The organism is Pseudarthrobacter phenanthrenivorans (genome assembly GCF_036455295.1).
Taxonomy (GTDB): domain Bacteria; phylum Actinomycetota; class Actinomycetes; order Actinomycetales; family Micrococcaceae; genus Arthrobacter; species Arthrobacter phenanthrenivorans_C.
The window spans coordinates 80,541-105,607 of record NZ_JAYXNX010000008.1; the positions used below are offsets into that span (position 1 = coordinate 80,541).

Genomic DNA, 25,067 nt, shown 5'->3' on the forward strand with positions numbered 1-25,067 from the left:
GGCCCGCCGCATCGCGGCGGGCCTTCTTTGCCTCGCGGGACCTTCCACCTAGGAATCCCCCGCTTGGAGACCTGGAGAGGTCCGCGGGGGCGGCCTGTCTGGGCGGCGCCGTGGCGAGCCGGTATGGCCGGTGCCCTTTACTGGAACCGGCATGGGCAACGTGTGGTCCATTTCACAGGGGTGGATGGACAGACCCGGCACGCAATTCGCGCCCCGGAGGGAGCGCTGCGGCTCCTGAAACACAGCGAAAACCTTGAATTTTCGCTGTTTTTGGGGCCTTCCCTTTGAGTCCACCCCCGCCAGCAGCGCCGATTTCACTTGCACCAAAAGTTCGTGTAGAGTTTCATGTCGTTGCGGAGATCAACGGGAAAGAAAAAGCCCGGAGATGAACGCAAAGAAGATGCACCTCTAGCTCAATTGGCAGAGCAATTGACTCTTAATCAATGGGTTCCGGGTTCAAGTCCCGGGGGGTGCACCACTGGGAAAACAGCCTCCGGCTTGTGAAAACAAGCCGGGGGCTGTTTTGTTTCCCCCAGCACCTCGGTGGGTGCTTCCCGTCTTCGCAGGCCCCGGCCCCCGTCATCGATTGCTGCGTAAATGCCGTTTAGACGCCCCTAAACGGCGTTTACGGAGCAATCGATGGTGTACGGGCAGGAGAACGACGGCGGACGGTGCGACGGGGACAAAAAAGCGCGGACCCGGTTGGACCGGGCCCGCGCTTTTAATTATCGGGGTTACTGCACCCCCAGCTACTTGGCTGCGTTGTCCAGCAGCGCTCCGGCGTTACTCGGCGTGGTGGAGAACTGGCTGGCAAGTTCGCGCACGACAGCCTTGAGTTCCTGGCGCAGCAGTTCGGGGTCGATTGACGCCGAGGCCAGCACCGACCGCTCCATCTCCACGGCCTGCGTGACCGCCTCCTTGCCCTGCTCGGTGAGCGAGACTACGTGGCTCCTCCGGTCCGACGTGCTGCGCACTCGGGCGATGTGGCCGTGGGCTTCAAGCCGGCTGAGCGTCTTGCCCATGGTCTGGGCCTGGACGCGCACGTACTGGGCGAGCTGGGCCTGCGTCATCGGTCCCTGCGCCGCAAGGACTTCGATGGCGATAACACCGGCGTGGGTGAGTCCAATGGCGCCGAGTTTCTCGTTCCATGAGTGTTCAACCAGGCGCGCAGCAGTGGACAGGAGGCGCCCTGTGGGCCAGTGATCCATATCAGGCATAGCAGCAAGTATAGCCAAACGCCGATTAGCACTCGGTCCACCTGCTTACTAGGCTGTTGTGTCCCGCCCGCAACAAGGAGAAAAACAATGGCTGAAAGACTCGTTACCGGCGACAAAGCACCCGCTTTCACGCTGCAGGATTCCACCGGCAAGGACGTCACCCTGGCCCCCCGGCCCGGGCGCTCCACCATCGTTTACTTCTACCCCGCCGCCGCCACTCCCGGCTGCACCAAAGAAGCGTGCGACTTCCGGGACAGCCTTGCCTCCCTGCAAGCCTCCGGCTACGACGTCCTTGGCATCTCCCCGGACCCCGTGGGGAAGCTCGCGAAATTCGCCGAAAAGGAATCCCTGACGTTCCCGCTGCTCTCCGATGCCGACCACGCGGTGGCCGAGGCCTACGGCGCATGGGGGGAAAAGAAGAACTACGGCAAGACCTACGAGGGCCTGATCCGGTCCACCATCGTGGTGGACCCCGACGGCAATGTGGCGTTGGCACAGTACAACGTCCGCGCCACCGGCCACGTGGCCAAGTTGCGGCGGGACCTCAACCTGGACGCCTGACCAAGCCAGCGGCTGCCCTGGCCACCGTCCGGGCGACGCTACAATGGAACCTGGCATCCGGCGTCGCCCTTCCGGCGATCCCGGCGCCATGCGCGAGTGGTGAAATTGGCAGACACGCAGGATTTAGGTTCCTGTGCCTTCGGGCGTGGGGGTTCAAGTCCCCCCTTGCGCACCAGCTGAATCCCCCCGGCTCCGGCCGGGGGGATTCGTGCGTTAAGAACTCGCGTCGCGGCACGGTTCCTGCCCCGAATCGAAAAACTCCAAAGATCGACCCATCCGCAGCCGGCCACCCGGCGAATAGCCATTGAGACACCGGCCAAGGGTTGGTGCTTACGGAAAAGGCAATCTGCACGCCGCGCACACCGTCCGGGCGGCAGGCAAAACGATCCAAGGAGAACTGAAATGCAGACCATTAAGCGCACCACTTTCACCGTCGCAGGCGTGGCAGCGGCCGCTCTGCTCAGCCTCACCGCCTGCGGTGGTTCGGGCAGCACCGCGGGTTCGTCGGCGTCGTCGGCGCCCATGTCATCGGCCCCGAGCACCAGCATGGCATCCCCGTCCGCAAGTGCTTCAGCCAGCTCGTCGGCAGGCATGATGGATCCGGCTGCAAACCTGGTAGGCCCGGGCTGCGCCGCCTATGCCAAGCAGGTTCCCACGGGCGCCGGTTCGGTGCAGGGCATGGCGCTTGACCCGGTGGCCGTGGCAGCCTCCAACAACCCGATCCTGACCACCCTGACCGCTGCCGTTTCCGGCAAGCTGAACCCCAAGGTCAACCTGGTGGACACCCTCAACGGTGGCGAGTTCACGGTCTTCGCACCGGTGGATGACGCTTTCAAGAAGATTGATCCCGCCACCATCGATACCCTCAAGACCGACGATGCCCTCCTGAGCAAGATCCTGACCTACCACGTAGTGCCCGGCCAGATCACTCCGGACAAGATCGCCGGAACGCACGCAACGGTTGAAGGCGGTTCCGTGACCGTGACCGGCAGCGGCGACAACCTCAAGGTGGACAACGCGAACGTCATCTGCGGTGGCGTCAAGACCAAGAACGCAACCGTGTACCTGGTCGACTCGGTCCTCATGCCCAAGTAAGCCCCTTCAAGGCCCCCCAATCCAAAGCCGGGTCCGCTGCCCACCAGCGGACCCGGCTTTTTTGGCGCGCCAGGCGCCGGCGTGGGCCAGCTCCAATTCCCGTCCTCTAGACTGGTCCCGGCCCGCAAGAGGCGGAGCCGGCAGCATCCAGAGGTGATAATCGAGTGCCCAGCAGTACATCGCGGCGGACGGTCATAAAAGCCGGCGCCGTCCTCATGGCACTGGGCATGACATCGTGCACAGGGGTGCCATCGCCCTCCCCCACCCCCGGAACACGCAGTTCCCCACCCGCCGAACCCGACGCCACCTTCAATTTCGGTACCGCCGCCCAGCCCCTTGGACTGGACCCGGCGCTGTCCAACGACGTGGAATCCCAGCGCATCACGCGGCAGATCCTCGAAGGCCTGGTGGGCGTGGACCAGACCACCGGCAAACCCACCCCGCTCCTCGCCACTGAATGGAACGACTCCAACGAGGGCAGGACCTACACGTTCAAGCTCCGCACGGGCGTCACCTTCCAGGACGGCACCCCCTTTAACGCCGACGCGGTCTGCACCAACTTCAACCGTTGGTTCGCCTTCTCCCCCGAGCTCCGGAAGCAGGCACCGGGAAGCTCCTTCAAAGGGGTATTCAAGGCGCACTCGGACGAGCCGGGCCTGTCCATTTTCAAAAGCTGCACCGCCGTGGCCCCCGACACCGTGCAGATCGACCTCACCCAGCGCTTCACTGCGTTCCTCCAGGCCCTGACCCTGCCGGCCTTCGCCATCGCGTCCCCCGCAGCCCTGGCCGCGGGAAAGGCAGACGTCCTGGATCAGACCAAGGGCGGCCAGGCCATGTCCTCGTTCGCCACACACCCCGTAGGGACTGGCCCCTTCACCCTGGCGGCTTGGGGCAGCGACAGCGTCACCCTGTCCAGCAACAAGACCTACTGGGGTGACCGCGGCCAGATCGCCACCATCAATTTCCTTGCCTACAACCAGCCCCAGACCCGTCTGCAGGCGCTGCTGGACGGCACGATCGATGGCTATGACGCCGTGACCGTGGGGAATTTCGACCAACTGGTAAAGCGCGGCAAACAGATCGTGCAGCGCGACCCGTTCTCAGTGATGTACCTGGGAATGAACCAGGACATCCCCATCCTCCAAAACCAGAAGATCCGGCAGGCGGTGGAGCTTGCGGTCGACAAGGAAACCCTGATCCGGAAATTCTTCATCGACAACACGGCCAAGGCCACGCAATTTGTCCCGCCCAAGATCAGCGGCTTCAACAACGACGCCCCCGAACTGGGGCACGACCCGGCAAAGGCCAAGGATTACCTGAAGGACGGTGGCTACGCAGGCGAGGAACTGAAGTTCTACTACCCCCTGAACGTCACCCGCCCTTACCTGCCCACGCCGGAAAAGGTCTATGCCGAACTCAGCCGCCAGCTCGTCGCCGTCGGCTTCAACATCAAGCCCGTGCCCGTGGACTGGTCGGACGGCTACCTCCAGAAGGTCCAGTCCGCCGGCGACCACGCCTTCCACATCCTTGGCTGGAACGGGTCCTATTCGGACGCGGACAACTTCGTGGGCCCGCTGTTCGGGGAGAAGAACGGCGAGTTCGGTTACCAGGACCCGCAGGTGTTTTCGAAGATCAACCGTGCCCGGGGCCTGCCCGACGGCAAGGAGCGGGATGACCTTTATCACACCATCAATGTGCAGATCGCCGCGACCGTACCGGCCGTCCCCATCGCATTTCCGATCTCGGCGCTTGCCTTGTCGGACAGGGTGCTGAGCTACCCGGCGTCACCGGTCTTAAATGAAGTTTTTACCAAGGTCCAGCTAAAGCCTTGACGGGCTGGCCCAATTTCAGTATGTGGGCCGCCCGGGGATATTCTGTGACAGCCAGAGCCGCTGCAATCGGAGACTGATCGTGACCTTCATTTCCAAGACCCCACACGCCGACGTTGTCCTGATAGGCGGCGGCATCATGAGCGCCACGCTGGGGGCATTCATCAAGCAGCTGGAGCCGGACTGGACCATCTCCCTGTTCGAAAGGCTGGACCAGCCCGGCCTCGAAAGCTCGGATCCCTGGAACAACGCGGGAACGGGCCACGCCGCCCTCTGCGAACTCAACTACTCCCCCGCAGCCAAAGACGGCTCGGTCAGCCCTGCCAAGGCACTGGTCATCAACGAACAGTTCCAGCTTTCCCGGCAGTTCTGGTCCCACCTGGTGGACAACAACCTGATCGGCTCACCCAAGGGCTTCATCAACACCGTTCCGCACATGAGCTTCGTGATCGGCGAGGACCACTCCCGATTCCTGAAGACCCGGTACGAGGCCCTGAAGCCGCACACCCTGTTCCGCAGCATGGAGTACTCCGAAGACCACGCCCAGATCGCCAAGTGGGCGCCGCTGATCGTCAAGGGCCGTGATCCCAAGCAGCGCATCGCCGCCACCCGCGCCGCCGAGGGCACCGACGTCGACTTCGGCGCACTCACCCGCGAGCTGACCACCTACATGGGGAACAACGGCGTCGAGATCAACTACGGCCACGACGTCACCGGCATCACCCGGGCGTCCGACGGCGGCTGGGACCTGACGCTGAAGCACCCGCGTTCCGGGGAGCACGGCAAGATCCATGCCAAGTTCGTCTTCGTCGGTGCCGGCGGCGGTGCCCTGCACCTGTTGCAGGCTTCCGGCATCCCGGAAAGCAAGGGCTACGGCGGCTTCCCCGTTTCCGGCCAGTTCTTCCGCTGCACGGATGAGACCATCACCTCCCAGCACAGCGCCAAGGTCTACGGGCAGGCCTCCGTGGGCGCTCCTCCCATGTCGGTCCCGCACCTGGACACCCGGTACGTCAACGGGAAGCGCTCGCTCCTGTTCGGCCCCTACGCCGGCTTCTCCACCAATTTCCTCAAGAACGGCTCCTACCTGGACCTGCCGCTGTCCATCCGCCCGGGCAACATCATCCCGATGCTGGCCGTGGCCAAGGACAATATGGACCTCACCGCCTACCTGGTCAAGGAAGTGGTCAAGAAGCACGACCAGAAGGTCGAGGCGTTGCGCGAGTACTACCCTGAGGCCAAGGGCGGAGACTGGGAACTCATCACCGCCGGCCAGCGTGTACAGATCATCAAGAAAGACCCGCAAAAGGGCGGCATCCTTCAGTTCGGCACCGAAGTGATCGCCGGCCGTGACGGCTCCATCGGCGCGCTCCTGGGCGCCTCGCCCGGAGCCTCGACCGCTGTCCCCATCATGATCGAGCTGCTCCAGAAGACGTTCCCCAAGAACTTCAAGGGCTGGCAGTCAAAGCTCAAGGACATGATGCCCGGCTACGGGGTGAAGCTGGATGAGAATCCGGACCTCGCCGCTGAACTGGAACGGGCAACGGCCAAGTCCCTCCAGCTGGAGAGCGTTTCCGCCAGCCACTGACCCTGCCGGGGCCAGCGGCTGGCGCACCCCAGGGCATGAACCAGTCACTAAGACCCCCAGGAGACCACCCATGTTCCGGTTGGCGCACCTATCCCTGGCGAACCGGGCCCTGATCGCGCTGATCACTGTCTTCGCCTCGGTCTTCGGCGTGATCACCATGTCATCGCTGAAGCAGGAGCTCATTCCTTCCATTGAGTTCCCGCAGATCACGGTGCTCAGCTCCATGCCCGGCGCATCGCCCGAGGTGGTGGACAAGCAGGTCAGCGGTCCGCTGGAGAAAGCGCTGAACGGCGTGGAGGGGCTGGAATCCACCTCCTCCACGTCGCGGACCGGCGTCTCCCAAATCACCATGGTGTTCACCTACGGCTCGAACCTGGACCGGGCCCGGAACCAGATCGACCGCGCCATCTCCAACGCCAAGCGCACCCTTCCCAGCGACGTCCAGCCACAGGCCATTGCCGGAAGCATCAGTGACTTCCCCATCGTTTTCCTGGCCGTATCCTCGGACAAGCCGCTGAGCGAACTGAACGCGGACCTCCAGCGCCTCACCGTGCCCAGCCTCCAAAAGATCGACGGTGTCCGCAGCGCCGACGTCACCGGCGGCGCGTCCCAGCACATCGAAATCCTGCCCAGGGCCGATGCCATGGCAGCCGCGGGCACAAGCCTCACAGCCATCCGGGACGCCCTGTCCAACAACGGTGCGCTGGTTCCGGCCGGCACACTCGAGGACCAGGGAAAGACCCTCTCCCTGCAGATCGGCAGCCCGGTGGACTCCCTCGACGCCATCAAGGCCCTTCCCCTGGCCGGGGCGAAAAATGCCGCCACCATCGGGGCGGTTGCCGACGTCTCCCTCAAGGACGACGAACGCACTTCCATCACCCGCACCAACGGGGCGGAGACCCTGGCAGTTTCCGTCACCAAGAAACCCGAGGGCGACACCGTGGCCATCTCGCATGCTGTGCGGGACTCCCTGCAGGACCTCCAGGCGGAGCTGGGATCGAACGCGAAGTTCACGCCGGTGTTCGACCAGGCGCCGTTTATCGAAAAGTCCATCAGGGACCTCACCACGGAAGGTCTGCTGGGGCTGGGGTTTGCCGTGGCGGTCATCCTGCTCTTCCTGATGTCCGCCCGTTCCACGCTGGTCACCGCCGTGTCCATCCCGTTGTCACTGCTCGTCACGTTCATCGGGCTGTCGGGCACCGGCTACTCGCTGAACATCCTCACGCTCGGCGCGCTCACCATAGCGATCGGGCGCGTGGTGGACGACTCCATCGTGGTCATCGAGAACATCAAAAGGCACCTTAGCTACGGCGAGGACAAGTCGACGGCGATCCTCACCGCGATCAGGGAAGTGGCCGGCGCCATTACGGCTTCCACCCTGACCACCGTGGCCGTGTTCCTGCCGATTGCCTTCGTCGGCGACCTGGCAGGGGAACTGTTCCGGCCGTTTGCCCTGACCGTCACCATGGCGCTGCTGGCATCGCTTCTGGTGTCCCTCACCATCGTCCCGGTGCTGGCCTACTGGTTCCTCAGAAACCCCAAGGGCGCCCCGGGCGGAGCACCCGCCGGTCCCGCCGAGGCCCGGCGGCTCGCCACCGAGGCCAAAGCGAGAGCACACGACGCCGAACAACGCAGCCGCCTGCAGCGCGGCTACCTCCCCATCCTCCGGTCCACCCAGAAACACCCGGTCATCACCCTTGTGGCCGCCGTCCTGGTGCTCGGTGCCACCGGCGCCATGACACCGCTGCTGGCAACAAATCTGCTGGGCGATTCCGGACAGAACAGCCTGACCGTGCGCCAGGTCCTGCCCGCGGGGACCAGCCTGGCTGACACCAGCGCCGCTGCCATCCGCCTCGAGGAGGTCCTGCGCGGCATCGACGGCATCAAGGACGTCCAGGTGACGTCGGGCAATGCGCAGGCCGGCTTCGCCGCGCTGACCTCCACCGGATCCTCAAACTCCACCTTCACCGTGGTCACGGACGAAAAGGCCAACCAGGAACGGCTCCAGGACACTGTCCGGTCCGAGCTCGCCAAGGTCCCCGATTCCGGCAAGATCTCGGTAGGCACCCAGCAGGGCGGCTTCGGCACCTCCTCTACCGTGGACATCACCCTGAAGGCAGCCACCAGCGCCGACCTGCAGACTGCCAGCGACACCATGGTTGCCGCCATGACCGGCGTTCCCGGCACCAGCGAGGTGGCCAGCAACCTGGCCGCCAGCAACCCCGTGGTCCAGGTCAAGGTGGACCGGGCCAAGGCCACGGCCGCCGGACTTAACGAGGAACAGGTGGCGGGGGTCCTGGCGTCCACCATCAGCCCCATCCCCGCCGGGACTGTACGCATCGACGCCAACGATTACCCCGTCAGGATTGGCCAGGGCACCAAGTTCACCAGCATCGACGCCGTCCGGAACATCCCGCTGCCCGCCGGCGGCAGGCCGCTAACGCTGGGAAGCATCGCCTCAGTGGAGCAGGTGGACGTCCCCGTCTCCATCACAGCCAGCAACGGTGAGCGCACCGCCAAGGTGTCCATCACGCCGTCGGGCTCCAACCTGGGCGCCGTCAACAGCGAGGTCCAAAAGCGCCTGGCTGATGTCCACCTGCCGGCCGGGGTCACCGCTGAAATCGGCGGCGCCACCACCCAGCAGGCAAATTCCTTCCGGCAGTTGGGCCTCGCCCTGCTGGCGGCCATCGCCATCGTCTACGTGATCATGGTGGCCACCTTCAAGTCCCTCATCCAGCCGCTGATCCTGCTGGTCTCTGTTCCCTTCGCGGCCACCGGCGCCGTGGCCCTGCTCCTTATCACCGGGGTTCCACTGGGCCTGCCGTCCCTGATCGGCATGCTCATGCTGGTGGGCATCGTGGTGACCAATGCCATTGTGCTGATCGACCTGATCAACCAGTACCGGAAACCGCGTGACGGCCGGCCGGGAATGAACGTCGCTGATGCCATCACCAACGGTGCCCGGCAGCGCCTGCGCCCCATCCTGATGACGGCCCTCGCGACGGTCTTTGCCTTGACCCCCATGGCACTGGGCCTCACAGGTGGCGGCGGCTTCATCTCGCAGCCGCTTGCCGTTGTGGTCATCGGCGGCCTGGTGTCCTCCACCGCGCTGACCCTGATCCTGGTCCCCGTGTTGTACCGGCTGGTGGAGGGCCGCCGCGAGAAGAAGGCGCTGCTGAAGGACCTGCAGGCCCGCCCCGCCCCCGGCCCGGGGCCCGACGTCGACGCCGGGTTCAGGGACTGGACCACCGGCCAGGTCCCCAAGCTCAGCGGCCGCCGCGCCGCTCCGGGCGGCGGCGAGTAACGACGTCCCTTCCCTTGATGCCCGTACCGCCCAGCGGTGCGGGCATCAGCTGTTCCAGGCGCACCTGCCTGTCCTCCTTGGGGAATAATCCATGCGCGGGCGCGTTGGAGAAGGCAATAGATGCAAATGCATCTAAATTGGTTTACACTTAAACCAAGCCAGCAAGTCCAGCAACGGAAGGGCAACATCATGCAGATCGGTGTCTTCAGCGTCAGCGACATCACCACCGACCCCACGACGGGCCGCACCCCCACCGAGCACGAACGCATCAAGGCGTCCGTGGCCATCGCCAAAAAAGTCGAGGAAATCGGCATGGATGTCTACGCCCTGGGCGAGCACCACAACCGCCCCTTCTTCTCTTCCTCCCCCACCACCACCCTGGCCTACATTGCAGCACAGACTGAACGGATCATCCTGTCCACGGCCACCACGCTGATCACCACCAATGACCCGGTGAAGATCGCCGAGGACTTCGCCATGCTCCAGCACCTGGCGGACGGACGCGTGGACCTGGTCCTGGGCCGCGGCAACACGGCCCCGGTATACCCCTGGTTCGGCAAGAACATCCAGGACGGCGTGGAGTTGGCCATCGAGAACTACAGCCTCCTGCGCAAGCTCTGGGACGAGGACACCGTGAACTGGTCCGGCAAATTCCGCACGCCCCTGCAGAACTTCACGTCAACACCCAGGCCGCTGGACGGCGTGGCTCCCTTCGTGTGGCATGGCTCCATCCGCACCCCGCAGATCGCCGAGGTGGCCGCCTACTTTGGCGACGGTTTCTTTGCCAACAACATCTTCTGGCCCAAGGAGCACTACCAGCAGCTGATTGGCCTCTACCGCGAACGCTACGAGCACTACGGCCACGGCAAGGCCGACCAGGCGATCGTTGGCCTTGGCGGCCAGTTCTTCATGCGGAAGAACTCCCAGGACGCGGTCAAGGAGTTCCGGCCCTACTTCGACAACGCGCCCGTCTACGGCCACGGCCCGTCCCTGGAGGATTTCACCTCGCAGACTCCGCTGACGGTGGGCAGTCCGCAGGAAGTCATCGAAAAGACGCTGACGTTCCGCGAGTACTTCGGTGACTACCAGCGCCAGCTGTTCCTGATCGACCACGCCGGCCTGCCGCTGAAGACCGTGCTGGAGCAGCTGGACCTGTTCGGTGAGGAAGTGCTGCCGGTGCTGCGCAAGGAGTACGCCGCCCTCAAGCCCGCGCACGTGCCGGAACCGCCCACCCATGAGGGCCGCGTGGCTGCCCTGCTGGCCTCGCCGGACGCCGATAAAGCCACAACGGAGGCGTGATGGCTGCAGGAGGATCGGAATCGCCGGTGCGGCTGGCGGCTGAAACCTGGGAATCCCTGTTTAGGGCCCAGGTGGCCGTGATGCGGAAGCTGCAGTCCGGGCCGGCGTTCCGGAAGCTGGCACTGAACGAATACGACGTCCTGTTCACCCTGTCCCGCTGCCCCTCCGGGTGGCTGCGGCTCAACGAGCTCAACGACAACGTCCTGTTGAGCCAGTCCAGCCTCAGCAGGCTGGTTGAGCGGCTCGAAAAGCGCGGGCTGGTGGCCCGGATGCCGGCGCCGGAGGACGGCCGCGGCGTGCTGCTCAAGCTCACGGACGAAGGGCGGGAGCTGCAGAAGGAAATCGGCCGCGAGCACGTCCGCGATATTTCGGCACTGGTGGGGCCCGCCCTGACTCCTGCCGAGCAGAAGGAACTGATGCGGCTCACCGACAAGCTGCGGAACTCGCTGGGCCCGGTGCCCCGGAAGCGCTAGCCCAGTTGGACGAGCCGGGAGGCATCCTCGGCAGGCAGCTCGCCGTTGACCACGGCATTGACCCGCAGCTGGTTCAGCACCAGGCTTCCGCCGACGGTGGAGAGGAAGGCCGTGTCCGAAGAGTCCCGGCCGGCGGTGATGCGCAGCATCGACTCCCGCGGGGCCAGGCCCGTGGGGTCGATGACGTGCCACGCGCCCTCCACGTAGGCCTCGGCCACCGCGTGGAAGTCCATGGGGCTCAGGCCGGGGGCGTAGACAGCGGCAAGGCGTGTGGGGATGTCCTTGGAGCGGAGCAGGGCGATGGCCAGGTGCGCGAAGTCCCGGCACACACCGCGCCTGCTGAGGAGGGTCTCCACCGCACCGTCCGTCCCGCGTGAGGAACCGCTGATGTACCGGAGTTCACCGTTCACCCAGTTGCGGACAGCGTGCACCAGGTCCACGCCCTGGACCCCCTCGAATTCGGCGTAGGACGTGGGCAGCAGCCGGTCCGATTCGGCGTACCGGCTGGGCCGCACATAGCGGATCCGTTCGGCGAGGCTGGCGTCTTCCGGAACGCCGCGGCCGGCCACCGTGGCGGAGTATTCCACGATGACGTCCGTGGGCTCTGCGAACTCCATGTAGTGGAACCGGCCGCCGTGGTGGTCCGGGACCTCCGTCAGCGGAACGTCCGCCCCGGCTGCGGTAACGGACAGGGATTCGTCAAAGGATGAGTACCCGCTGTTCCTTGCCACCGCGATGGCCATGGCCACCTTCGTGTTGGCGATGGTCCTGAAGGCCAGGCGTGCGGAAACAGAGCGTTCCATGTCTCTCCGGGGGTGTTGGGGGGCGGAAGGCCGACGCCGCGCCCCCGGCACGTGGTGGGTGCGGGCAGCGGGACTAGTTCTTGACCTTCAGCGACATTAGCATCCGCTGCACTTTGGCGAAGTCACCACTTTCGTTCACGTACTGGGCCGCCTGGCCGAGGGTGTCAAAGGCCTTTGCCGGTGCCACCTTCTCATCAGGGGCGAAGGCCTTCAGGACCACCACATCTCCAAACGAGTAGTCGCCCTTGCCGGCCGGGCCCCGCACCACGTTCCTCAGCGCGCATGCCTTCCCGTCCGTTCCGCCCACCAGGTTGGTGATGCCATAGGAACCGAAGTAGCGGTAGCCCTGGATGACGCGGTAGACCATCCTCGGCGGAATGGTCCCGTCCCCGCCCTGCGCCGCGGCGTCGAACGGCACGCTGCTGATCACGGTGTACGGGCGCTGGTCCGCCTCAGGGCAGTCGGCGGACGACGGCGGGAGTCCCGTCCGCAGCGCGGCCATGAAGGTTCCGTCGGGCTTCTTGACCTCCACCTTCAGTCCGCCGGGCAGGACACCGTCCTCAGGGGCCACCGACTGGGCGATCCAGTCCGAGGGCAGGTCGAAGCTGACCGTCTTCGCGGGGTCGGTGAAGGTCTTCCAGGAAGCCGCCGTTGCCGCGCCCTGGGGTGCCGTGGATGTTGCGGACGCCGACGCCGGGATGCCGCCGGTTGCCGATGCCCCGTCCGTTGATGTCGATCCAGGCGACGCTGTTCCGGATGGTCCCTGCAGCGCAGTCCAGCCCGGTCCGGCGGCCGGCGTTCCGGAGCATCCTGCCAGCAAAACCGCGGCGGCCACCAGGGATACGCCGGAAAGAAGGGTCGCTGCTGCCTTGGCTGTCATGGGGCCAGCCTAGCGGCGCCACGTCCCCGGGACGGGCCGTCGGGACGGGTGTTTTGCGCTCCCCGGGACCGCCGCTTCGCCCTGTGGCACCCTGTCCATGGCGCGGGCACCTGCCGGGCGTGTCGCCGTCGGACGCTGAGGCCCCGGCCGGGGACTAGGGTGGAGGGTATGGCGGAAGAGCAGCACGGCGCAGCCGAAGACGAACCCACAGGGAACTCCGCCCTCAACATCTCCGCTGTGGACATCGCCGACTGGCGTTTACGGACCTTTGCGCTCTACGACAACGTCCGCAGGATCTCCGCCGACAACCCCTCGGAAGCACACTCGTACTGGCGGCACCAGCGCGACCTGATGTTCGCCACCCACCCCGCGTCTGCGCTGACCGCTGCGGACAAGGCCCGCTTTTCCGGGCTGAAGACCGCCGACTATGATCCCATCTACCGGTTCCACGTACCCCTGACGCACGAGGGCGCCGGCCGGGAGATGAGCGTGGACACGGGGACCGACGGTGTGGTCCATTTTGTCCGGCTGGGCACGTTCGACCTGCCCGAAATGGGCCAGCTCGCGGTGTGGAAAATCCATGGGTACGGCGGCGGCATCTTTGTCCCGTTCCGCGACGCAACGGCCGGCCAGGCCGGCGGCAGCTATGGGGCCGGCCGCTACCTGCTGGACACCATCAAGGGCGCGTTCCACGGGGTCAGCGGCAGCGGGCCCGACGCCACTTTCGTCCTCGACTTCAACTTCGCCTACAACCCTTCCTGCGCCTACAACGAGGCTTGGGCCTGCCCGCTGCCCGGTCCATCCAACCGGCTGGCCGTGGACATCCCCGTGGGCGAGCTCTACTGATGACGGCCGTACCCGGTAACGCGGCGTGACTGAGGGCGCGTCCGCACCCGCCGTGCAGGAGACCACCACCCGGCGCTTGCCAGCCACCCGGCATTACCGTGGGGTCCTGCGGTTTCCGGTCATCCGCCAGCTGATCCGTTTCTCCGGTGTGGGCGTCGTCTGCACCGCGGCCTCCCTGGGAATTTATGCGCTGCTGCGGCCCTGGCTTGGCGCCCAGCTGGCCAACGCCGTGGCGCTGATCCTCACGTCGCTGCTGAACACGGCCCTGAACCGGCGGCTGACCTTCAAGATTGCCGGCCACCAGCGCCGAACCCGCGACCACCTCAACGGGCTGGTGGTGATCGGCGTGGCACTGGTGATCACCGGCAGCAGTCTGGGCGTGCTCCACTGGTTCAATCCTGGTGCCACAGTGGGGGACGAACTGGTTGCCACCACGCTGTCCGGCTTCCTGGCCACCGCCGTCCGCTTCAGCATGCTGCGGCACTGGATCTTCCGCCGCGCCCGGCACCGCTAGGGTTCCGCACCGCAGGTTGTGCGCGAAATGTCAGCGACTGTGGCCTGCACCGAGGTTCTTGACGCCGGCGACGGCGGCCTGAACGGCTGCCGCTGCTGCGTCCAGGTCCTCCTGGGCCACGGCGGCGTCGAAACTGAACCGCACGGCCGTCTGGGCCACCTCGGCAGAAATTCCCAGTGCCATGAGCACGGGCGACGGCGCGTCGGACCCCGCGGCGCAGGCCGAGCCACTGGAGCACACCACACCCCTGCGCTCCAGTTCCAACAGAACGGACTCGCCGCTGGTCCCGGGAAAACAGAACGAGGCCACGGAGGGCAGCCGATGGACGGGGTGTCCGGTCAGGACGGCGTCCGGCACTCCGGTGAGGACCTGGTGGATGAAACGGTCCCGCAGCGCGGCCACCCGGGCCTGTTGCTCCGGCTGCCTGTCCCTGGCCATAGTGAGCGCAGTGGCAAGGCCCACGGCAGCGGCCACGTTTTCCGTTCCCGACCGGCGGCCGCGTTCCTGGCCCCCGCCGTGGATGACCGGTTCCAGCCGGGTGCGGCTCCGTACGAACAGCAGGCCGCAGCCTTTGGGCGCGCCGAGTTTGTGGCCGGAGATGCTCATGGCGTCCACGCCCAGCACGCGGGTATCGAGCGGCAGCCAGCCCGCGGCCTGGACGGCGTCCGTGTGGAACGGGATGCCCCGTGCGCGGGCCAGTTCCGCCAGGGCGGCGATGGGCTGGACGGTGCCAACCTCGTTGTTGGCGTACATGATGCTCACCAGCGCGGTTTCCGGGCGCAGCACGGCGGACAGGGCGGCCGGAGTGACCAGGCCCGTTGCATCGACAGGAACCACGTCCACGGTAAAGCCGTGGAAGCGTTCGAGGTACCGCGCGGATTCCTCCACGGCGGGGTGTTCGACGGCGCTGATCACCACCCGGTCCAGCAGCGGGTTGGCAGCCTGCCGGGCCAGGGCAATGCCTTTCACCGCCAGGTTGTCCGCTTCCGTACCTCCTGACGTGAACACAATCTCGCCCGGCCGGCAGCCGAGGGCAGCCGCCACCGCCGCCCGTGCCCCGGCAAGCGCCGACGCAGCGGACTCGCCTAAGGTGTGGTGGCTGGAGGGGTTTCCGAATCCGCCGGTGAGGTACGGCCACATGGCGTCGAGCACTTCGCGGCGGACGGGGGTGGTGGCGGCGGCGTCCAGGAAGATCATCGCATCCCCGCTACGCGGTCAGTTCGACGTCGAGGCCCAGGTCCAGGGCGGCCACAGTGTGCGTGAGGGCCCCCACGGAGACCACGTCCACGCCGGTGGCGGCGATGGCAGCGACGGTGTCACGGTTCACGTTGCCGCTGGCCTCCACGCGGGCCCGGCCTGCCACGAGGGCCACGCCTGCCTTGAGTTCCGGCACGGTGAAGTTGTCCAGCATGATGGTGTCCACCCCGGCGGCCAGCACGGGTTCGATCTGGTCCATCCGGTCCACCTCCACTTCGAAATGGGTGGTGTGGCCCAGCTGCGCCTTTGCGGCCAGGAGGAGCGCGGTGAGTTTTGCCGGGTCCCCGCCGGTCATCACGGCGAGGTGGTTGTCCTTGGCCAGCACGGCGTCGGAGAGGCTGTACCGGTGGTTGGCACCGCCGCCGCACCGCACCGCGAAGCGTTCCAGGATGCGCAGCCCGGGGGTGGTTTTGCGGGTGTCGGTGATGCGGGCACCAGTCTCCCCCGCCAGCCGCACGAATTCAGCGGTCTTCGTGGCGATGGCGGACATCCGCTGGACCAGGTTGAGCGCCACGCGTTCGGCCATCAGCACCGAGCGGGCGGTTCCGCTGACCCGGGCAAGGTGGGTGCCGGCGTCGAACGTGTCCCCGTCCGCGAGGAGCAGCTCCACCTGCGTGCCCGGGTCCACCAACTGCATGGCGTCACGGAACACGGTGGCGCCGCTGAGGACACCGGGGACACGGGCGTTGAGGACTGCTGTGGCGCGGGCGTGCGCAGGGATGAGCAGCTGCGAGGTGATGTCGCCGGCCGGTGCGTCCTCGGCGAAGGCCCGTTCCAGGATCTCCCTGACCGGAGCCGGGGGAAGGGTGAGGTCCAGGGCCTGTGCCTGGTGGATCACGGCGGGTTCAGTCATGGAGCAGGCTCGCTTTCGGGCGAAGGGAAGGGAGATTGTCAGTTTCGGCCGGTTCATCACTGCGGTAATGCGCCCCCAGCGACTCACCGCGTTTCAGGGCAGCGGCGACCAGCAACTGCGCGGCCAACAGGAGGTTCCGGTCTTCCTGCCCCAGAGGGTCAGCGGAGGAATCAACGGCATCAGGACGGACGACGTCGGCCCAGCGGTCAAGCGTGCGGCCCGCCTCAGCCAGCAATTCCCCGGAGCGCAGCACCCCGGCGTGCGAAGTCATGAGGCGACGAAGCGCCTCCCGGGAAAACGGCTCCCAGGCACCTTCTCCGCCACCGAAGCCGGACGGCCGACTCCCGAGTGGGGCACCACGCCCATCGGCCGCGCCTTCGAAAGCAGCAGCAGGGACGGCGACGTGCATTCGGTCGCCTGAAGGTGGCCCGGAAGCGTGCATCAAGGGGAGGCCGCCCGCGGCCGAGACAGCACGCGGAGCATCGCTGACGCGGGACGCGTCCCAGCCCCCGTCACCAGAAAGGAAGGATTCAACAGCACGGCGGCCGAAGACGAGTCCCTCGAGGAGGGAGTTGCTGGCCAGCCGGTTTGCCCCTTGGACGCCCGTGCACGCCACTTCACCGGCGGCATAAAGGCCTGGGACAGTGGTGCGGGCGGAGAGGTCGGTGGCGACTCCGCCCATCCAGTAGTGGGCGGCGGGTGCGACGGGGACCAGTTGGCGGGTCCAGTCGATGCCGGCGTCGAGGGTTTTGCGGGTGAGGGTGGGAAAGCGCTGTTGAAGGAAGCCTGCTCCCCTCTCTTGTTCGATGCCGCGGGCGTCCAGGTAGACGTGGCCGGTGGGGTCTCCGAGTTTGGCGAGGTGGAGTGCGATGCTGCGCGAGACGACGTCGCGGGGTGCCAGTTCGGCGTCGGGATGGTAGGCCTTCATGAAGCGCCGGCCGCCGGAGTCGAGCAGGACGGCCCCTTCGCCGCGGACGGCTTCGGAGATCAGCAATGGTCCGCTCAGCCCGGCGGGACGCGGCGTTGCGGAGCTGGCCAGGCAGGTGGGATGGAACTGGAAGAATTCCAGGTCTGCCGTGGCTGCTCCGGCGCGGACGGCGAGCGCCAGTCCGTCGGCGGTGGCAACGGCGGGGTTGGTGGTTTGGGCGAACAGTTGGCCCGCTCCCCCGGTGGCGAGCAGGACGGCGTCGGCGTCCAGGCCGGCGCGCCGGCCGTCCCGGAGGTACTCGACTCCTGTCACGCGCCCTGCCCTGGCCACAAGCGCGGTGGCGTGCGCCTGCGTGAGGAGGGTGAGTTTTCCTTCGTCCCGTCGCGACAGGACGGCCTGGATGAGCGCGGCGGCGACGCGCGCGCCGGTGGCGTCCCCTCCTGCGTGCAGGATGCGCGGGGCGCTGTGGGCTGCTTCAAGCCCGAGGGCCGGGCCGCCGTCGTCCGCTGCGTCCCCGTGTTCCGTGTCGAAGGCGACCCCGTAGCGCTGGAGGCCTGCGATGTCCTGCCGTGCCTCCGAGCACATCAACCGGACCGCAGCCTCGTTGCAGTGGCCCGCACCCGCCCGGAGCGTGTCGGCGATGTGCGCCGCCACGGTGTCTCCTGGCGCGGGTGCGGCCAGCACGGCCGATATGCCGCCCTGGGCGTACCAGGTGTTGCTGTGGTCCAGCGCGCCCTTGGTCAGGAGCACCACGTCCGTGCCGGCATCGGCGGCGAGCAGGGCAGCGTAGAGCCCGGCAATGCCACTGCCGACGACGGCGAGCCTGCCAGTCATCACGGCCTCGCGGCGAGCATGCGCTCGAGCGCAGTCCTGGCGTTGGCCTGCACGGCATCGTCCACGGTGATGCGGTTGACCACGCGGCCGGCCACCAGTTCTTCAAGCACCCAGGCGAGGTAGCCGGGGTGGATGCGGTACATGGTGGAGCAGGGGCAGATGACCGGGTCCAGGCAGAAGATGGTGTGCTGCGGGTACTCGGCGGCGAGCCTGTTCACCATGTTGATCTCGGTGCCGATGGCGAAGGTGGTCGGTTCGGTGGCTGCCGCGATGGCCTTCTTGATGAAGTCGGTGGAGCCGGCGGCGTCCGCGGCGTCCACCACCTCCATGGGGCACTCGGGGTGCACGATGACCTGGACGCCAGGGAAGTCCGCCCGGGCCTTCTCGATCTGTGCCACGTTGAAGCGCTTGTGCACGGAGCAGAAGCCGTGCCAGAGGATGACGCGGGAGTCCAGGAGTGCCTGTTCGTCGTTGCCGCCGAGGTCCTTGCGCGGGTTCCACATGGGCATCTGCTCCAGCGGGACGCCCATGGCCTTGGCGGTGTTGCGGCCCAGGTGCTGGTCCGGGAAGAACAGGACCCGCTGGGCCCGCTGGAAGGCCCACTCCAGAACCGTCCTGGCGTTGGAGGAGGTGCAGACGATGCCGCCGTGTTCGCCGCAGAACGCCTTCAGGGCTGCGGAGGAGTTCATGTAGGTGACAGGGATGACCGGGACCCGGCCCTCGGCGTCGGGCTCGGTGCCGAAGATCTCCGCCAACTGTTCCCAGCACTCTTCAACGGAGTCCGCGTCCGCCATGTCCGCCATGGAGCAGCCGGCGGCCAGGTTGGGCAGGATGACTGCCTGATCGGGGGTGGAGAGGATGTCAGCCGTCTCGGCCATGAAGTGGACGCCGCAGAAGACGATGGCCTCCGCCTCGGGGCGGGTGAGCGCGGCGTTGGCGAGCTGGAAGGAATCGCCCACGAAGTCCGCGTACTGGATCACCTCGTCGCGCTGGTAGAAGTGGCCCAGGATGACGGCGCGGTCACCCAGGGCGGCCTTGGCGGCTTTGATCCGCTCGCCGAGTTCGGCATCGCTGGCCCGCTTGTACTCCTCGGGCAGCTGGCCCTGGCGGGGTGTGGTGGCCGGTGCGGGGTCTGCGCTGGAGGCTCCCGGGCCGTAGGCGGGAACGCCTGCGAGCGCCTCGGCCAGGTCGTAGTCCCAGGGGCCCTTGGCCAGGGCGGGGCTGCAGGTGCTGCGTTCGGCGGCTGCGCCCTTCTCGGCCTGTTCGCGCGTGATCAGCTGGATCGCCAAGTTGACGCTGCTCATGGTGTGCTCCTGTTGTCGGGGTCAAGGCCTGGCCGGCCGGTGTAGCGGTAGAGGCGTGGCGGGCGGTGTTTGCCGCCCTGGAGATATTCCCCGGTCTCTTCGATTTCGGGGGTGGATTTGAGTTGGCGGCGGAAGTTGGCGGGATCCAGCTGGCGGTCCAGGACGGCTTCGTAGACTTCACGCACCTGGGCAAGGGTGAAGTACTCCCCCAGGAGGTGGTAGGCGATGGAGCCATAGGCAAGCTTGTTGCGCAGGCGCCAAAGGGCGTAGTCCACGATCGCGTTATGGTCGAAGGCCAGGTCCCCCAGGCGGTCGGCCCGGAACCACCTGACGTTCTCGGACTCGTCCGCGAGCGCGGCCTCCGTGGGCTGGACCAGGGCCCAGTAGACGATGGAGACCACGCGCTGGGTGGGCGACCGGTGCAGGCCACCGAACGCGTAGAGCTGTTCGAGGTAGCTGGGGCTCAGGCCCGTGGTTTCCCGGAGGTTCCTGGAAGCGGCGTCCTGGAGGGATTCGTCGTGGCTGAGGGGGCCGCCCGGCAGGGCCCACAGCCCCTTGAACGGCTCCCTGATGCGGCGCACCAGGGGGAGCCACAGCGTGGGCCTGCCCGAGGTTTCGCTGGGCCGGAGCGCGAAGATCACCGTGGAGATGGCCAACGACGGCGGCGCGGCACGGCGCTCGGAGACGTTTGCCGAGCTGTAGTACATCCGCGTCACCGCCTTCCGTCATCCCCGGCTGCCCGCACTGTTCGCTAGTTATGGTCAACTTGACCAAAACTAATTCTACGGCCAGATGCCCTCGAATGGGAAATGTTTCCGCGGGATCCCCGGCCCTGTCAGGGACGGCGGCAGAACCCCCTCCCCGGCCGTCCGGGGAATTGACCGGTGGTGCCTGGTTTCCGGGCTGCTCGCCGGAGGCGGTAAATTCAATAAGTCCCACAAGGACCCCGGACGCCACACGCCGGACCCGACCAGCCCCCAGAAGGTGCATTCGCCCATGACGATGAAGTCTGCCCAAACCCCCTCCACCACCCAGGAAAAGGCCACCGCCGGCCACAGCATGAAGCCGCGCCAGCTGACCATGATGGGGCTCGGCAGTGCCATCGGCGCAGGCTTGTTCCTGGGTTCGGGCGCCGGCGTCCAGGCAGCCGGGCCGGCAGTCCTGGTTTCCTACCTGGTGGCTGGAACGTTGATCATCCTGGTGATGTGGGCCCTGGGCGAGATGGCAGCCGCGAACCCCACCAGCGGAGCATTTTCGGTCTACGCGGAACGGGCCTTGGGCCGCACGGCGGGCGCCACCATCGGGTGGCTGTGGTGGCTGCAGCTGGTGGTGGTCATCGCGGCCGAGGCACTGGGTGCCGCGGGGCTGCTGTTCTCCGTCTGGCCGGTGGTCCCGGTCTGGGCCCTGGCGCTGCTGTTCATGGTGGTGTTCACCGGCATCAACCTGGCCGGAGTGCGGAACTTCGGGGAATTCGAGTTCTGGTTCGCCATCCTCAAAGTTGCCGTCATCATCCTGTTCCTCGCGGTCGGCGCCGCCCTGCTCCTCGGCCTGCTGCCCGGCGTCGCCTCCCCGGGAACGGCGAACCTGACCGGCAACTTTGCGCCCCAGGGCCTGGGCGGCGTTGCCGCGGCACTGTTCGTGGTGATATTCGCGTTCGGGGGGACGGAAATCGTCTCGGTGGCCGCAGCTGAAACCGAGGACCCGGAACGAAGCGTGGGCAAAGCCATCCGGACCGTTGTATGGCGCATCCTGGTGTTCTACATCGGCTCCGTCTTCGTCATCGCCGCCGTCCTTCCCGCCACTTCCAAGAGCCTTGCCTCTCCCTTCGCCGGCGTCCTGGACGCTGCCAGGATCCCAGGCGCCTCAACCGCCATTACCCTGGTGGCCGTCGTCGCCCTCCTCTCGGCGCTGAATGCCAACCTCTACGGCGCCTCACGCATGGTGTACTCGCTGGCCCAGCGCGGAGAGGCACCGCAGGTCCTGACCCGCCTCAACGGCGCCGGCGTGCCGCTCCTTGCCGTGACGGTATCGGTCGCCTTCGGCTTCATCGCCACGGTCCTCGAACTGCTCTTCCCGGACCGGATCCTGCCCGCGCTGTTCCAGCTGGTGGGATCCACTTGCCTGGTGGTCTGGGGCAGCGCCCTCGTATCCCAGCTGATCCTGCGGCGACGCGCCGACCGGGACGGGCTGCGGCTCCCCTTGAGGATGAAGGGCTTTCCCGGCCTGACCATCCTGGGCCTGGTCCTGCTGGGGCTCATCTTCGCCGTCGGCTTCAGTGCCGAGGCCAGCCGGGTCCAGCTCTTCAGCACCTTCGCCCTGATCGCCGGCATCGCCCTGGCGTGTGCCGCGGGTGCCCGCGTGACCGGCCGGAAGCGGGCCGCCAACAGGTAGAGTGGTGCGTACCTTCACGGAATACGCACCGACGCGCCGGGCCCGCCCAGGCGCCGTACCTGATTGGGGAACTGACACCATGAGCGGCAGGCACACCGGACAGCAGCACGCGCACACTGTTGAAGGCACGGACCCGCAGATGTACGTGGCTGTCCACGAACCCGCGGCTGACGCCGGCCTCCGTGCGGTCCTGTTGCTTCACGGCTTTTCCTCGTCATCCAAGCTCAACTGGGAGGACACCGGCTGGGTCTCCGCCCTGCTCGACGCCGGCCGCCGGGTGATCACGGTGGACCTGCCGGGCCACGGCCGCAGCGGGGCGCCCGAGGATATGGATTCCTACTCCCCCAGCAGGATCCGGGCAGACCTGCTGCAGGCAGCGTTCGACGCCGGCGCACGGCCTTTGCAGGACGGCGATCCTTCCAGCGGACTTGACGTGGTGGGCTATTCCCTGGGATCCCGGCTCGCCTGGGAATTCGCCGCGACCCAGCCGGAACTGGTGCACCGGCTTGTGCTGGGCGGCCCCAACGATTCGGACCCGCTCGCCAATTTCGACCTCAGGGCCGCCCAGGACTACCTCGCGGACGGTACGCCGATCAGCGACGAATCCACCGCCCAGCTCCTCAAGATGGCGCTGCTGCTTCCAAGCAACAACATTTTTGCGCTGCTGTCCCTCGTGGAAGCCATCAAGGCCGAGCCCTATGACCCCGCCGAGGCGGTCCCCCATGTTCCGATGCTGCTGGTGGCGGGAGACAAGGACGAACGGGCCGCAACACTGCCCAGGCTGGCCGAACTGGCCCGCGGGGCAGGTTCCATGGCGGAGCAGTTGGTCCTCCCGGGCAGGAACCACACCAACGCCATCACCAGCAGGGCCTTCAAGCAGGCCGCCATTTCGTTCCTGGCTGCCTAGGGAACCAGGCCTGCGGCGGAAGCCGGCAGCAGCCCGGCCGGCGGTACGCCGGGGGCAGGCGGCAGCGCCGGGGGCAGGCGGCAGCGCCGGGAAGGACTTATGGGTACGCGTTTTGAAGACCGCACGGAGGCGGGCCAGCGCCTCGCCGCGGCGCTTGCCCGGTTCCGGGAACAACCGGACACCGTGGTCCTGGGCCTGGCGCGGGGCGGCATCCCGGTCGCGGCGGCTGCAGCCTCCGCGCTCCGACTGCCCCTTGGCGCCGTTTTGGTCCGGAAACTGGGGATCCCCGGGCACGAGGAGACCGCTTTTGGGGCCCTGGCCCTGGCCCGCGGACGCATCGTCCGGCTGATCAACAAACCCCTGATGGAACGGGTCCTGCAGCACGGCGTGCGTCAGGACTTGATGGATGACGTTGAAGAGTGTGAGCGCGCCGAACTGCTCCGCCGGGCGCAGCTGTACCCGGGAACCGGCATGGATGTGGCGGGCAAGACTGTTGTCCTCGTCGATGACGGGCTGGCTACGGGAGCCAGCATGCGCGCCGCCGTCGAGGCCATGCGTGCTGAAGGCGCCACTGCCGTGCTCGCCGCGGCCCCCGTCGGGTCCGTGGATGCCCAGGCTTCCCTTGAACGGGTGTGCGACGCAGTGGTCTGCCTTCATCTGCCCGGCAAGTTCAGGGCGGTGGGAAGCTATTACCGGCATTTCGGACAGCTGGACGACCATGAGGCGGTCAGGCTGCTCGAGACCTGACGGGCCGCAGGGACAGCAGGCCCGGACCATGCGGTCCGGGCCTGCTGTCCCTGACGATGGGTGGACCCGATGGGGACTAGTGGTGGCTGCTGACGCCCAGCGGCCGGCCCTTGGTCTCCTTGGCCAGCACCACACCCACTGAGGAGATGACGCAGAGAATCATGATGTAGATGCCGATCGAGCCGGTCCATCGGGTGGACTGCAGCAGCGATTCGGCGATGGTGGCCGCGAAGGCGCCGCCCAGGATTGCACCGAAGGCGTACCCGATGGAGATCCCGGAGTACCTGACGTTGGCGGGGAACATCTCGGCGTACATGGCCGACATGGGGCCGTAGGAGAGGCCCAGGCCGACGGTCAGCACGAACAGGGCGACGCCGTACAGCACGATGTCCTTGGTGTCGATCAGCGCGAACATGGGGATCATCCACACGAAGACGATGGCATAGCCGGCCAGGAAGGTCTTGACGCGGCCGATGCGGTCGGACAGCCAGCCGCCCACCAGGGTAAAGATCAGCCAGCCAAACGACGCGAGCGTGGTGGCCAGGAGGATCTGCGGGGTGGGCATCTTCAGGGTCTTGGTGGCGTACGAGATAAAGAACGCGATCAGCAGGTAGCCCGCCGCGTTGTTGCCGATGAAGATCAGGGTGGAGTACAGGACGGGCAGTTTGTGGTTCCGGACCAGCTCGCCCAGGGGCGCTTTGCTTTCCCTCTTCCGCAGCGCCATCTCCTGGAACACCGGGCTTTCGGCCACAGCGCGGCGGATGAGGTAGCCCACCACGATCAGGACGATGGAGAGCAGGAACGGCACGCGCCAGCCCCACGCCGCGAAGTCGTCTTTGGACATGCTGGTGTTCAGGAAGAACAGCAGGCCGGTGGCCAGGATCATGCCTACCGGGACACCGATCTGCGGGTAGGCGCCGAACAGGCCGCGCCGGTTGACCGGCGCATGCTCCACGGCCATGAGGGCGGCGCCGCCCCACTCGCCGCCGGCCGAGAAGCCCTGGATAACGCGCAGCAGGATGAGCAGCACAGGCGCCCACGCACCGATTTGGGCATAGGTGGGAAGCACGCCGATCAGGGCCGTGGCGGCGCCCATCATGACCAGGGTGAAGACCAGCATGGCCTTCCGGCCCAGGCGGTCACCCAGGTGTCCGGCGATAACGGCGCCGAGCGGGCGGAACAGGAAGCTGATGCCGATCAGGGCAAAAGAGAGGATTTGGGCCAGGCCCGGGTTGGACTCATTCAGGGGAGCCAGGAACAGCGGTGACAGCAGCGTTGCCGTCAGCTGGGCAAAGATGAAGAAGTCATACCATTCGATGGTGGTGCCGACGAGGGTGCCGGCAAGAACCCTGCGCTCCTCGCGCCGGCTGCTGGGACCAGCGGGGGTATCCACCTTGGAAGGTGTGGTCATTGAAACTCCATTGTTTTAGGGCAGCAAAG

21 protein-coding genes and 2 tRNA genes are annotated in these 25,067 nt (G+C 66.7%); 14 read left to right on the forward strand and 9 right to left on the reverse strand.

All coding sequences use genetic code 11. From position 1 onward, the window contains the following. The first annotated feature begins 402 nt into the window (after positions 1 to 402). Positions 403 to 478 (forward strand) — tRNA-Lys (locus tag VXJ37_RS12095). A gap of 271 nt (positions 479 to 749) precedes the next feature. On the opposite strand, the gene VXJ37_RS12100 is transcribed toward VXJ37_RS12095, so the two are convergent. Further along, positions 750 to 1,208, reverse strand: a complete 459-nt coding sequence (locus VXJ37_RS12100) for a MarR family winged helix-turn-helix transcriptional regulator (protein ID WP_331323392.1) — start codon at positions 1,206 to 1,208, stop codon at positions 750 to 752. A 96-nt stretch (positions 1,209 to 1,304) separates the two neighbouring features. On the opposite strand from VXJ37_RS12100, the gene bcp reads away from it, so the two are divergent. The 8 genes from bcp (at position 1,305) to VXJ37_RS12140 (ending at position 11,363) form a co-directional block, all read left to right on the forward strand. Continuing rightward, a complete protein-coding gene (gene bcp, locus VXJ37_RS12105; RefSeq protein WP_331323274.1) occupies positions 1,305 to 1,778 on the forward strand; it encodes a thioredoxin-dependent thiol peroxidase in 474 nt (157 codons plus the stop codon). Between the two features lie 90 nt (positions 1,779 to 1,868). Then, positions 1,869 to 1,953: transfer RNA gene (locus VXJ37_RS12110), tRNA-Leu, on the forward strand. Positions 1,954 to 2,180: 227 nt separating this feature from the next. After that, a complete protein-coding gene (locus VXJ37_RS12115) occupies positions 2,181 to 2,873 on the forward strand; it encodes a fasciclin domain-containing protein (RefSeq protein WP_331323275.1) in 693 nt (230 codons plus the stop codon). A gap of 164 nt (positions 2,874 to 3,037) precedes the next feature. Next, on the forward strand, positions 3,038 to 4,705 hold the full coding sequence (locus tag VXJ37_RS12120; protein ID WP_331323276.1) for an ABC transporter substrate-binding protein: 1,668 nt from the start codon (positions 3,038 to 3,040) through the stop codon (positions 4,703 to 4,705). A 79-nt stretch (positions 4,706 to 4,784) separates the two neighbouring features. Further along, entirely contained in the window at positions 4,785 to 6,287 is a 1,503-nt protein-coding gene (locus VXJ37_RS12125) for a malate:quinone oxidoreductase (RefSeq protein WP_331323277.1), read from the forward strand. 70 nt (positions 6,288 to 6,357) lie between these two features. Further along, the gene (locus VXJ37_RS12130; protein ID WP_331323278.1) at positions 6,358 to 9,591 is read left to right on the forward strand and encodes an efflux RND transporter permease subunit; all 3,234 of its coding nucleotides are present in this window, start codon (positions 6,358 to 6,360) and stop codon (positions 9,589 to 9,591) included. A gap of 189 nt (positions 9,592 to 9,780) precedes the next feature. Then, on the forward strand, positions 9,781 to 10,890 hold the full coding sequence (locus tag VXJ37_RS12135) for an LLM class flavin-dependent oxidoreductase (protein WP_331323279.1): 1,110 nt from the start codon (positions 9,781 to 9,783) through the stop codon (positions 10,888 to 10,890). Next, positions 10,890 to 11,363 carry a MarR family winged helix-turn-helix transcriptional regulator gene (locus tag VXJ37_RS12140; RefSeq protein WP_331323280.1) on the forward strand — a complete coding sequence of 158 codons (474 nt, stop codon included), beginning with the start codon at positions 10,890 to 10,892 and terminating at the stop codon, positions 11,361 to 11,363. The genes VXJ37_RS12135 and VXJ37_RS12140 overlap by 1 nt, the downstream gene beginning before the upstream one ends. Here the strand turns inward: VXJ37_RS12140 and VXJ37_RS12145 are convergent. Both VXJ37_RS12145 and VXJ37_RS12150 read right to left on the reverse strand, forming a co-directional pair. Continuing rightward, on the reverse strand, positions 11,360 to 12,166 hold the full coding sequence (locus tag VXJ37_RS12145; protein WP_331323281.1) for a transglutaminase-like domain-containing protein: 807 nt from the start codon (positions 12,164 to 12,166) through the stop codon (positions 11,360 to 11,362). The genes VXJ37_RS12140 and VXJ37_RS12145 overlap by 4 nt on opposite strands. A 73-nt stretch (positions 12,167 to 12,239) precedes the next feature. Next, complete coding sequence (locus VXJ37_RS12150; protein ID WP_331323282.1) at positions 12,240 to 13,046, reverse strand: hypothetical protein; 807 nt, start codon at positions 13,044 to 13,046, stop codon at positions 12,240 to 12,242. 168 nt (positions 13,047 to 13,214) lie between these two features. Between VXJ37_RS12150 and VXJ37_RS12155 the strand changes: the two genes are divergently transcribed. Together VXJ37_RS12155 and VXJ37_RS12160 are read left to right on the forward strand one after the other, a co-directional pair. Next, entirely contained in the window at positions 13,215 to 13,892 is a 678-nt protein-coding gene (locus VXJ37_RS12155; protein WP_331323283.1) for a DUF1684 domain-containing protein, read from the forward strand. A gap of 25 nt (positions 13,893 to 13,917) precedes the next feature. Next, entirely contained in the window at positions 13,918 to 14,406 is a 489-nt protein-coding gene (locus tag VXJ37_RS12160; protein ID WP_331323284.1) for a GtrA family protein, read from the forward strand. 30 nt (positions 14,407 to 14,436) lie between these two features. Here the strand turns inward: VXJ37_RS12160 and VXJ37_RS12165 are convergent, their stop codons facing one another. The 5 genes from VXJ37_RS12165 to VXJ37_RS12185 are packed head-to-tail and all read right to left on the reverse strand — an operon-like array spanning position 14,437 to position 20,289. Then, positions 14,437 to 15,603, reverse strand: coding sequence for a cysteine desulfurase family protein (locus VXJ37_RS12165; RefSeq protein ID WP_331323285.1), 1,167 nt, complete (start codon positions 15,601 to 15,603; stop codon positions 14,437 to 14,439). Between the two features lie 10 nt (positions 15,604 to 15,613). Further along, entirely contained in the window at positions 15,614 to 16,516 is a 903-nt protein-coding gene (gene nadC / locus VXJ37_RS12170) for a carboxylating nicotinate-nucleotide diphosphorylase (protein ID WP_331323286.1), read from the reverse strand. Continuing rightward, positions 16,509 to 18,278, reverse strand: a complete 1,770-nt coding sequence (locus VXJ37_RS12175) for an L-aspartate oxidase (RefSeq protein WP_331323393.1) — start codon at positions 18,276 to 18,278, stop codon at positions 16,509 to 16,511. Before VXJ37_RS12175 ends, nadC begins: the two co-directional genes overlap by 8 nt. Continuing rightward, complete coding sequence (gene nadA / locus VXJ37_RS12180) at positions 18,278 to 19,582, reverse strand: quinolinate synthase NadA (RefSeq protein ID WP_331323287.1); 1,305 nt, start codon at positions 19,580 to 19,582, stop codon at positions 18,278 to 18,280. Before nadA ends, VXJ37_RS12175 begins: the two co-directional genes overlap by 1 nt. Then, complete coding sequence (locus VXJ37_RS12185) at positions 19,579 to 20,289, reverse strand: NUDIX hydrolase (protein WP_331323288.1); 711 nt, start codon at positions 20,287 to 20,289, stop codon at positions 19,579 to 19,581. Before VXJ37_RS12185 ends, nadA begins: the two co-directional genes overlap by 4 nt. Positions 20,290 to 20,578: 289 nt before the next feature. On the opposite strand from VXJ37_RS12185, the gene VXJ37_RS12190 reads away from it, so the two are divergent. The 3 genes from VXJ37_RS12190 (at position 20,579) to VXJ37_RS12200 (ending at position 23,627) form a co-directional block, all read left to right on the forward strand. Further along, the gene (locus tag VXJ37_RS12190) at positions 20,579 to 21,973 is read left to right on the forward strand and encodes an amino acid permease (RefSeq protein WP_331323289.1); all 1,395 of its coding nucleotides are present in this window, start codon (positions 20,579 to 20,581) and stop codon (positions 21,971 to 21,973) included. Positions 21,974 to 22,052: 79 nt separating this feature from the next. Beyond that, a complete protein-coding gene (locus VXJ37_RS12195; protein WP_331323290.1) occupies positions 22,053 to 22,880 on the forward strand; it encodes an alpha/beta fold hydrolase in 828 nt (275 codons plus the stop codon). Between the two features lie 99 nt (positions 22,881 to 22,979). Next, the gene (locus VXJ37_RS12200; protein WP_331323291.1) at positions 22,980 to 23,627 is read left to right on the forward strand and encodes a phosphoribosyltransferase; all 648 of its coding nucleotides are present in this window, start codon (positions 22,980 to 22,982) and stop codon (positions 23,625 to 23,627) included. Between the two features lie 76 nt (positions 23,628 to 23,703). Here VXJ37_RS12200 and VXJ37_RS12205 read toward each other — a convergent pair whose 3' ends face one another. Beyond that, positions 23,704 to 25,038 (reverse strand): MFS transporter, encoded by a 1,335-nt coding sequence (locus VXJ37_RS12205; RefSeq protein ID WP_331323292.1) that lies wholly within the window; start codon positions 25,036 to 25,038, stop codon positions 23,704 to 23,706. Positions 25,039 to 25,067 lie beyond the last annotated feature (29 nt).

Excerpts from the sequence above, each read along its gene's own strand:
- VXJ37_RS12205 (WP_331323292.1), bottom strand. The coding sequence starts at position 25,038 with ATGACCACACCTTCCAAGGTGGATACCCCCGCTGGTCCCAGCAGCCGG.
- VXJ37_RS12165 (WP_331323285.1), bottom strand. The coding sequence starts at position 15,603 with ATGATCTTCCTGGACGCCGCCGCCACCACCCCCGTCCGCCGCGAAGTG.
- VXJ37_RS12190 (WP_331323289.1), top strand. The coding sequence starts at position 20,579 with ATGACGATGAAGTCTGCCCAAACCCCCTCCACCACCCAGGAAAAGGCC.
- VXJ37_RS12115 (WP_331323275.1), top strand. The coding sequence starts at position 2,181 with ATGCAGACCATTAAGCGCACCACTTTCACCGTCGCAGGCGTGGCAGCG.
- VXJ37_RS12140 (WP_331323280.1), top strand. The coding sequence starts at position 10,890 with ATGGCTGCAGGAGGATCGGAATCGCCGGTGCGGCTGGCGGCTGAAACC.
- VXJ37_RS12175 (WP_331323393.1), bottom strand. The coding sequence starts at position 18,278 with ATGACTGGCAGGCTCGCCGTCGTCGGCAGTGGCATTGCCGGGCTCTAC.
- VXJ37_RS12145 (WP_331323281.1), bottom strand. The coding sequence starts at position 12,166 with ATGGAACGCTCTGTTTCCGCACGCCTGGCCTTCAGGACCATCGCCAAC.
- VXJ37_RS12195 (WP_331323290.1), top strand. The coding sequence starts at position 22,053 with ATGAGCGGCAGGCACACCGGACAGCAGCACGCGCACACTGTTGAAGGC.
- VXJ37_RS12100 (WP_331323392.1), bottom strand. The coding sequence starts at position 1,208 with ATGGATCACTGGCCCACAGGGCGCCTCCTGTCCACTGCTGCGCGCCTG.
- VXJ37_RS12185 (WP_331323288.1), bottom strand. The coding sequence starts at position 20,289 with ATGTACTACAGCTCGGCAAACGTCTCCGAGCGCCGTGCCGCGCCGCCG.
- nadC (WP_331323286.1), bottom strand. The coding sequence starts at position 16,516 with ATGACTGAACCCGCCGTGATCCACCAGGCACAGGCCCTGGACCTCACC.
- VXJ37_RS12130 (WP_331323278.1), top strand. The coding sequence starts at position 6,358 with ATGTTCCGGTTGGCGCACCTATCCCTGGCGAACCGGGCCCTGATCGCG.
- VXJ37_RS12155 (WP_331323283.1), top strand. The coding sequence starts at position 13,215 with ATGGCGGAAGAGCAGCACGGCGCAGCCGAAGACGAACCCACAGGGAAC.
- VXJ37_RS12135 (WP_331323279.1), top strand. The coding sequence starts at position 9,781 with ATGCAGATCGGTGTCTTCAGCGTCAGCGACATCACCACCGACCCCACG.
- VXJ37_RS12150 (WP_331323282.1), bottom strand. The coding sequence starts at position 13,046 with ATGACAGCCAAGGCAGCAGCGACCCTTCTTTCCGGCGTATCCCTGGTG.
- bcp (WP_331323274.1), top strand. The coding sequence starts at position 1,305 with ATGGCTGAAAGACTCGTTACCGGCGACAAAGCACCCGCTTTCACGCTG.
- nadA (WP_331323287.1), bottom strand. The coding sequence starts at position 19,582 with ATGAGCAGCGTCAACTTGGCGATCCAGCTGATCACGCGCGAACAGGCC.
- VXJ37_RS12200 (WP_331323291.1), top strand. The coding sequence starts at position 22,980 with ATGGGTACGCGTTTTGAAGACCGCACGGAGGCGGGCCAGCGCCTCGCC.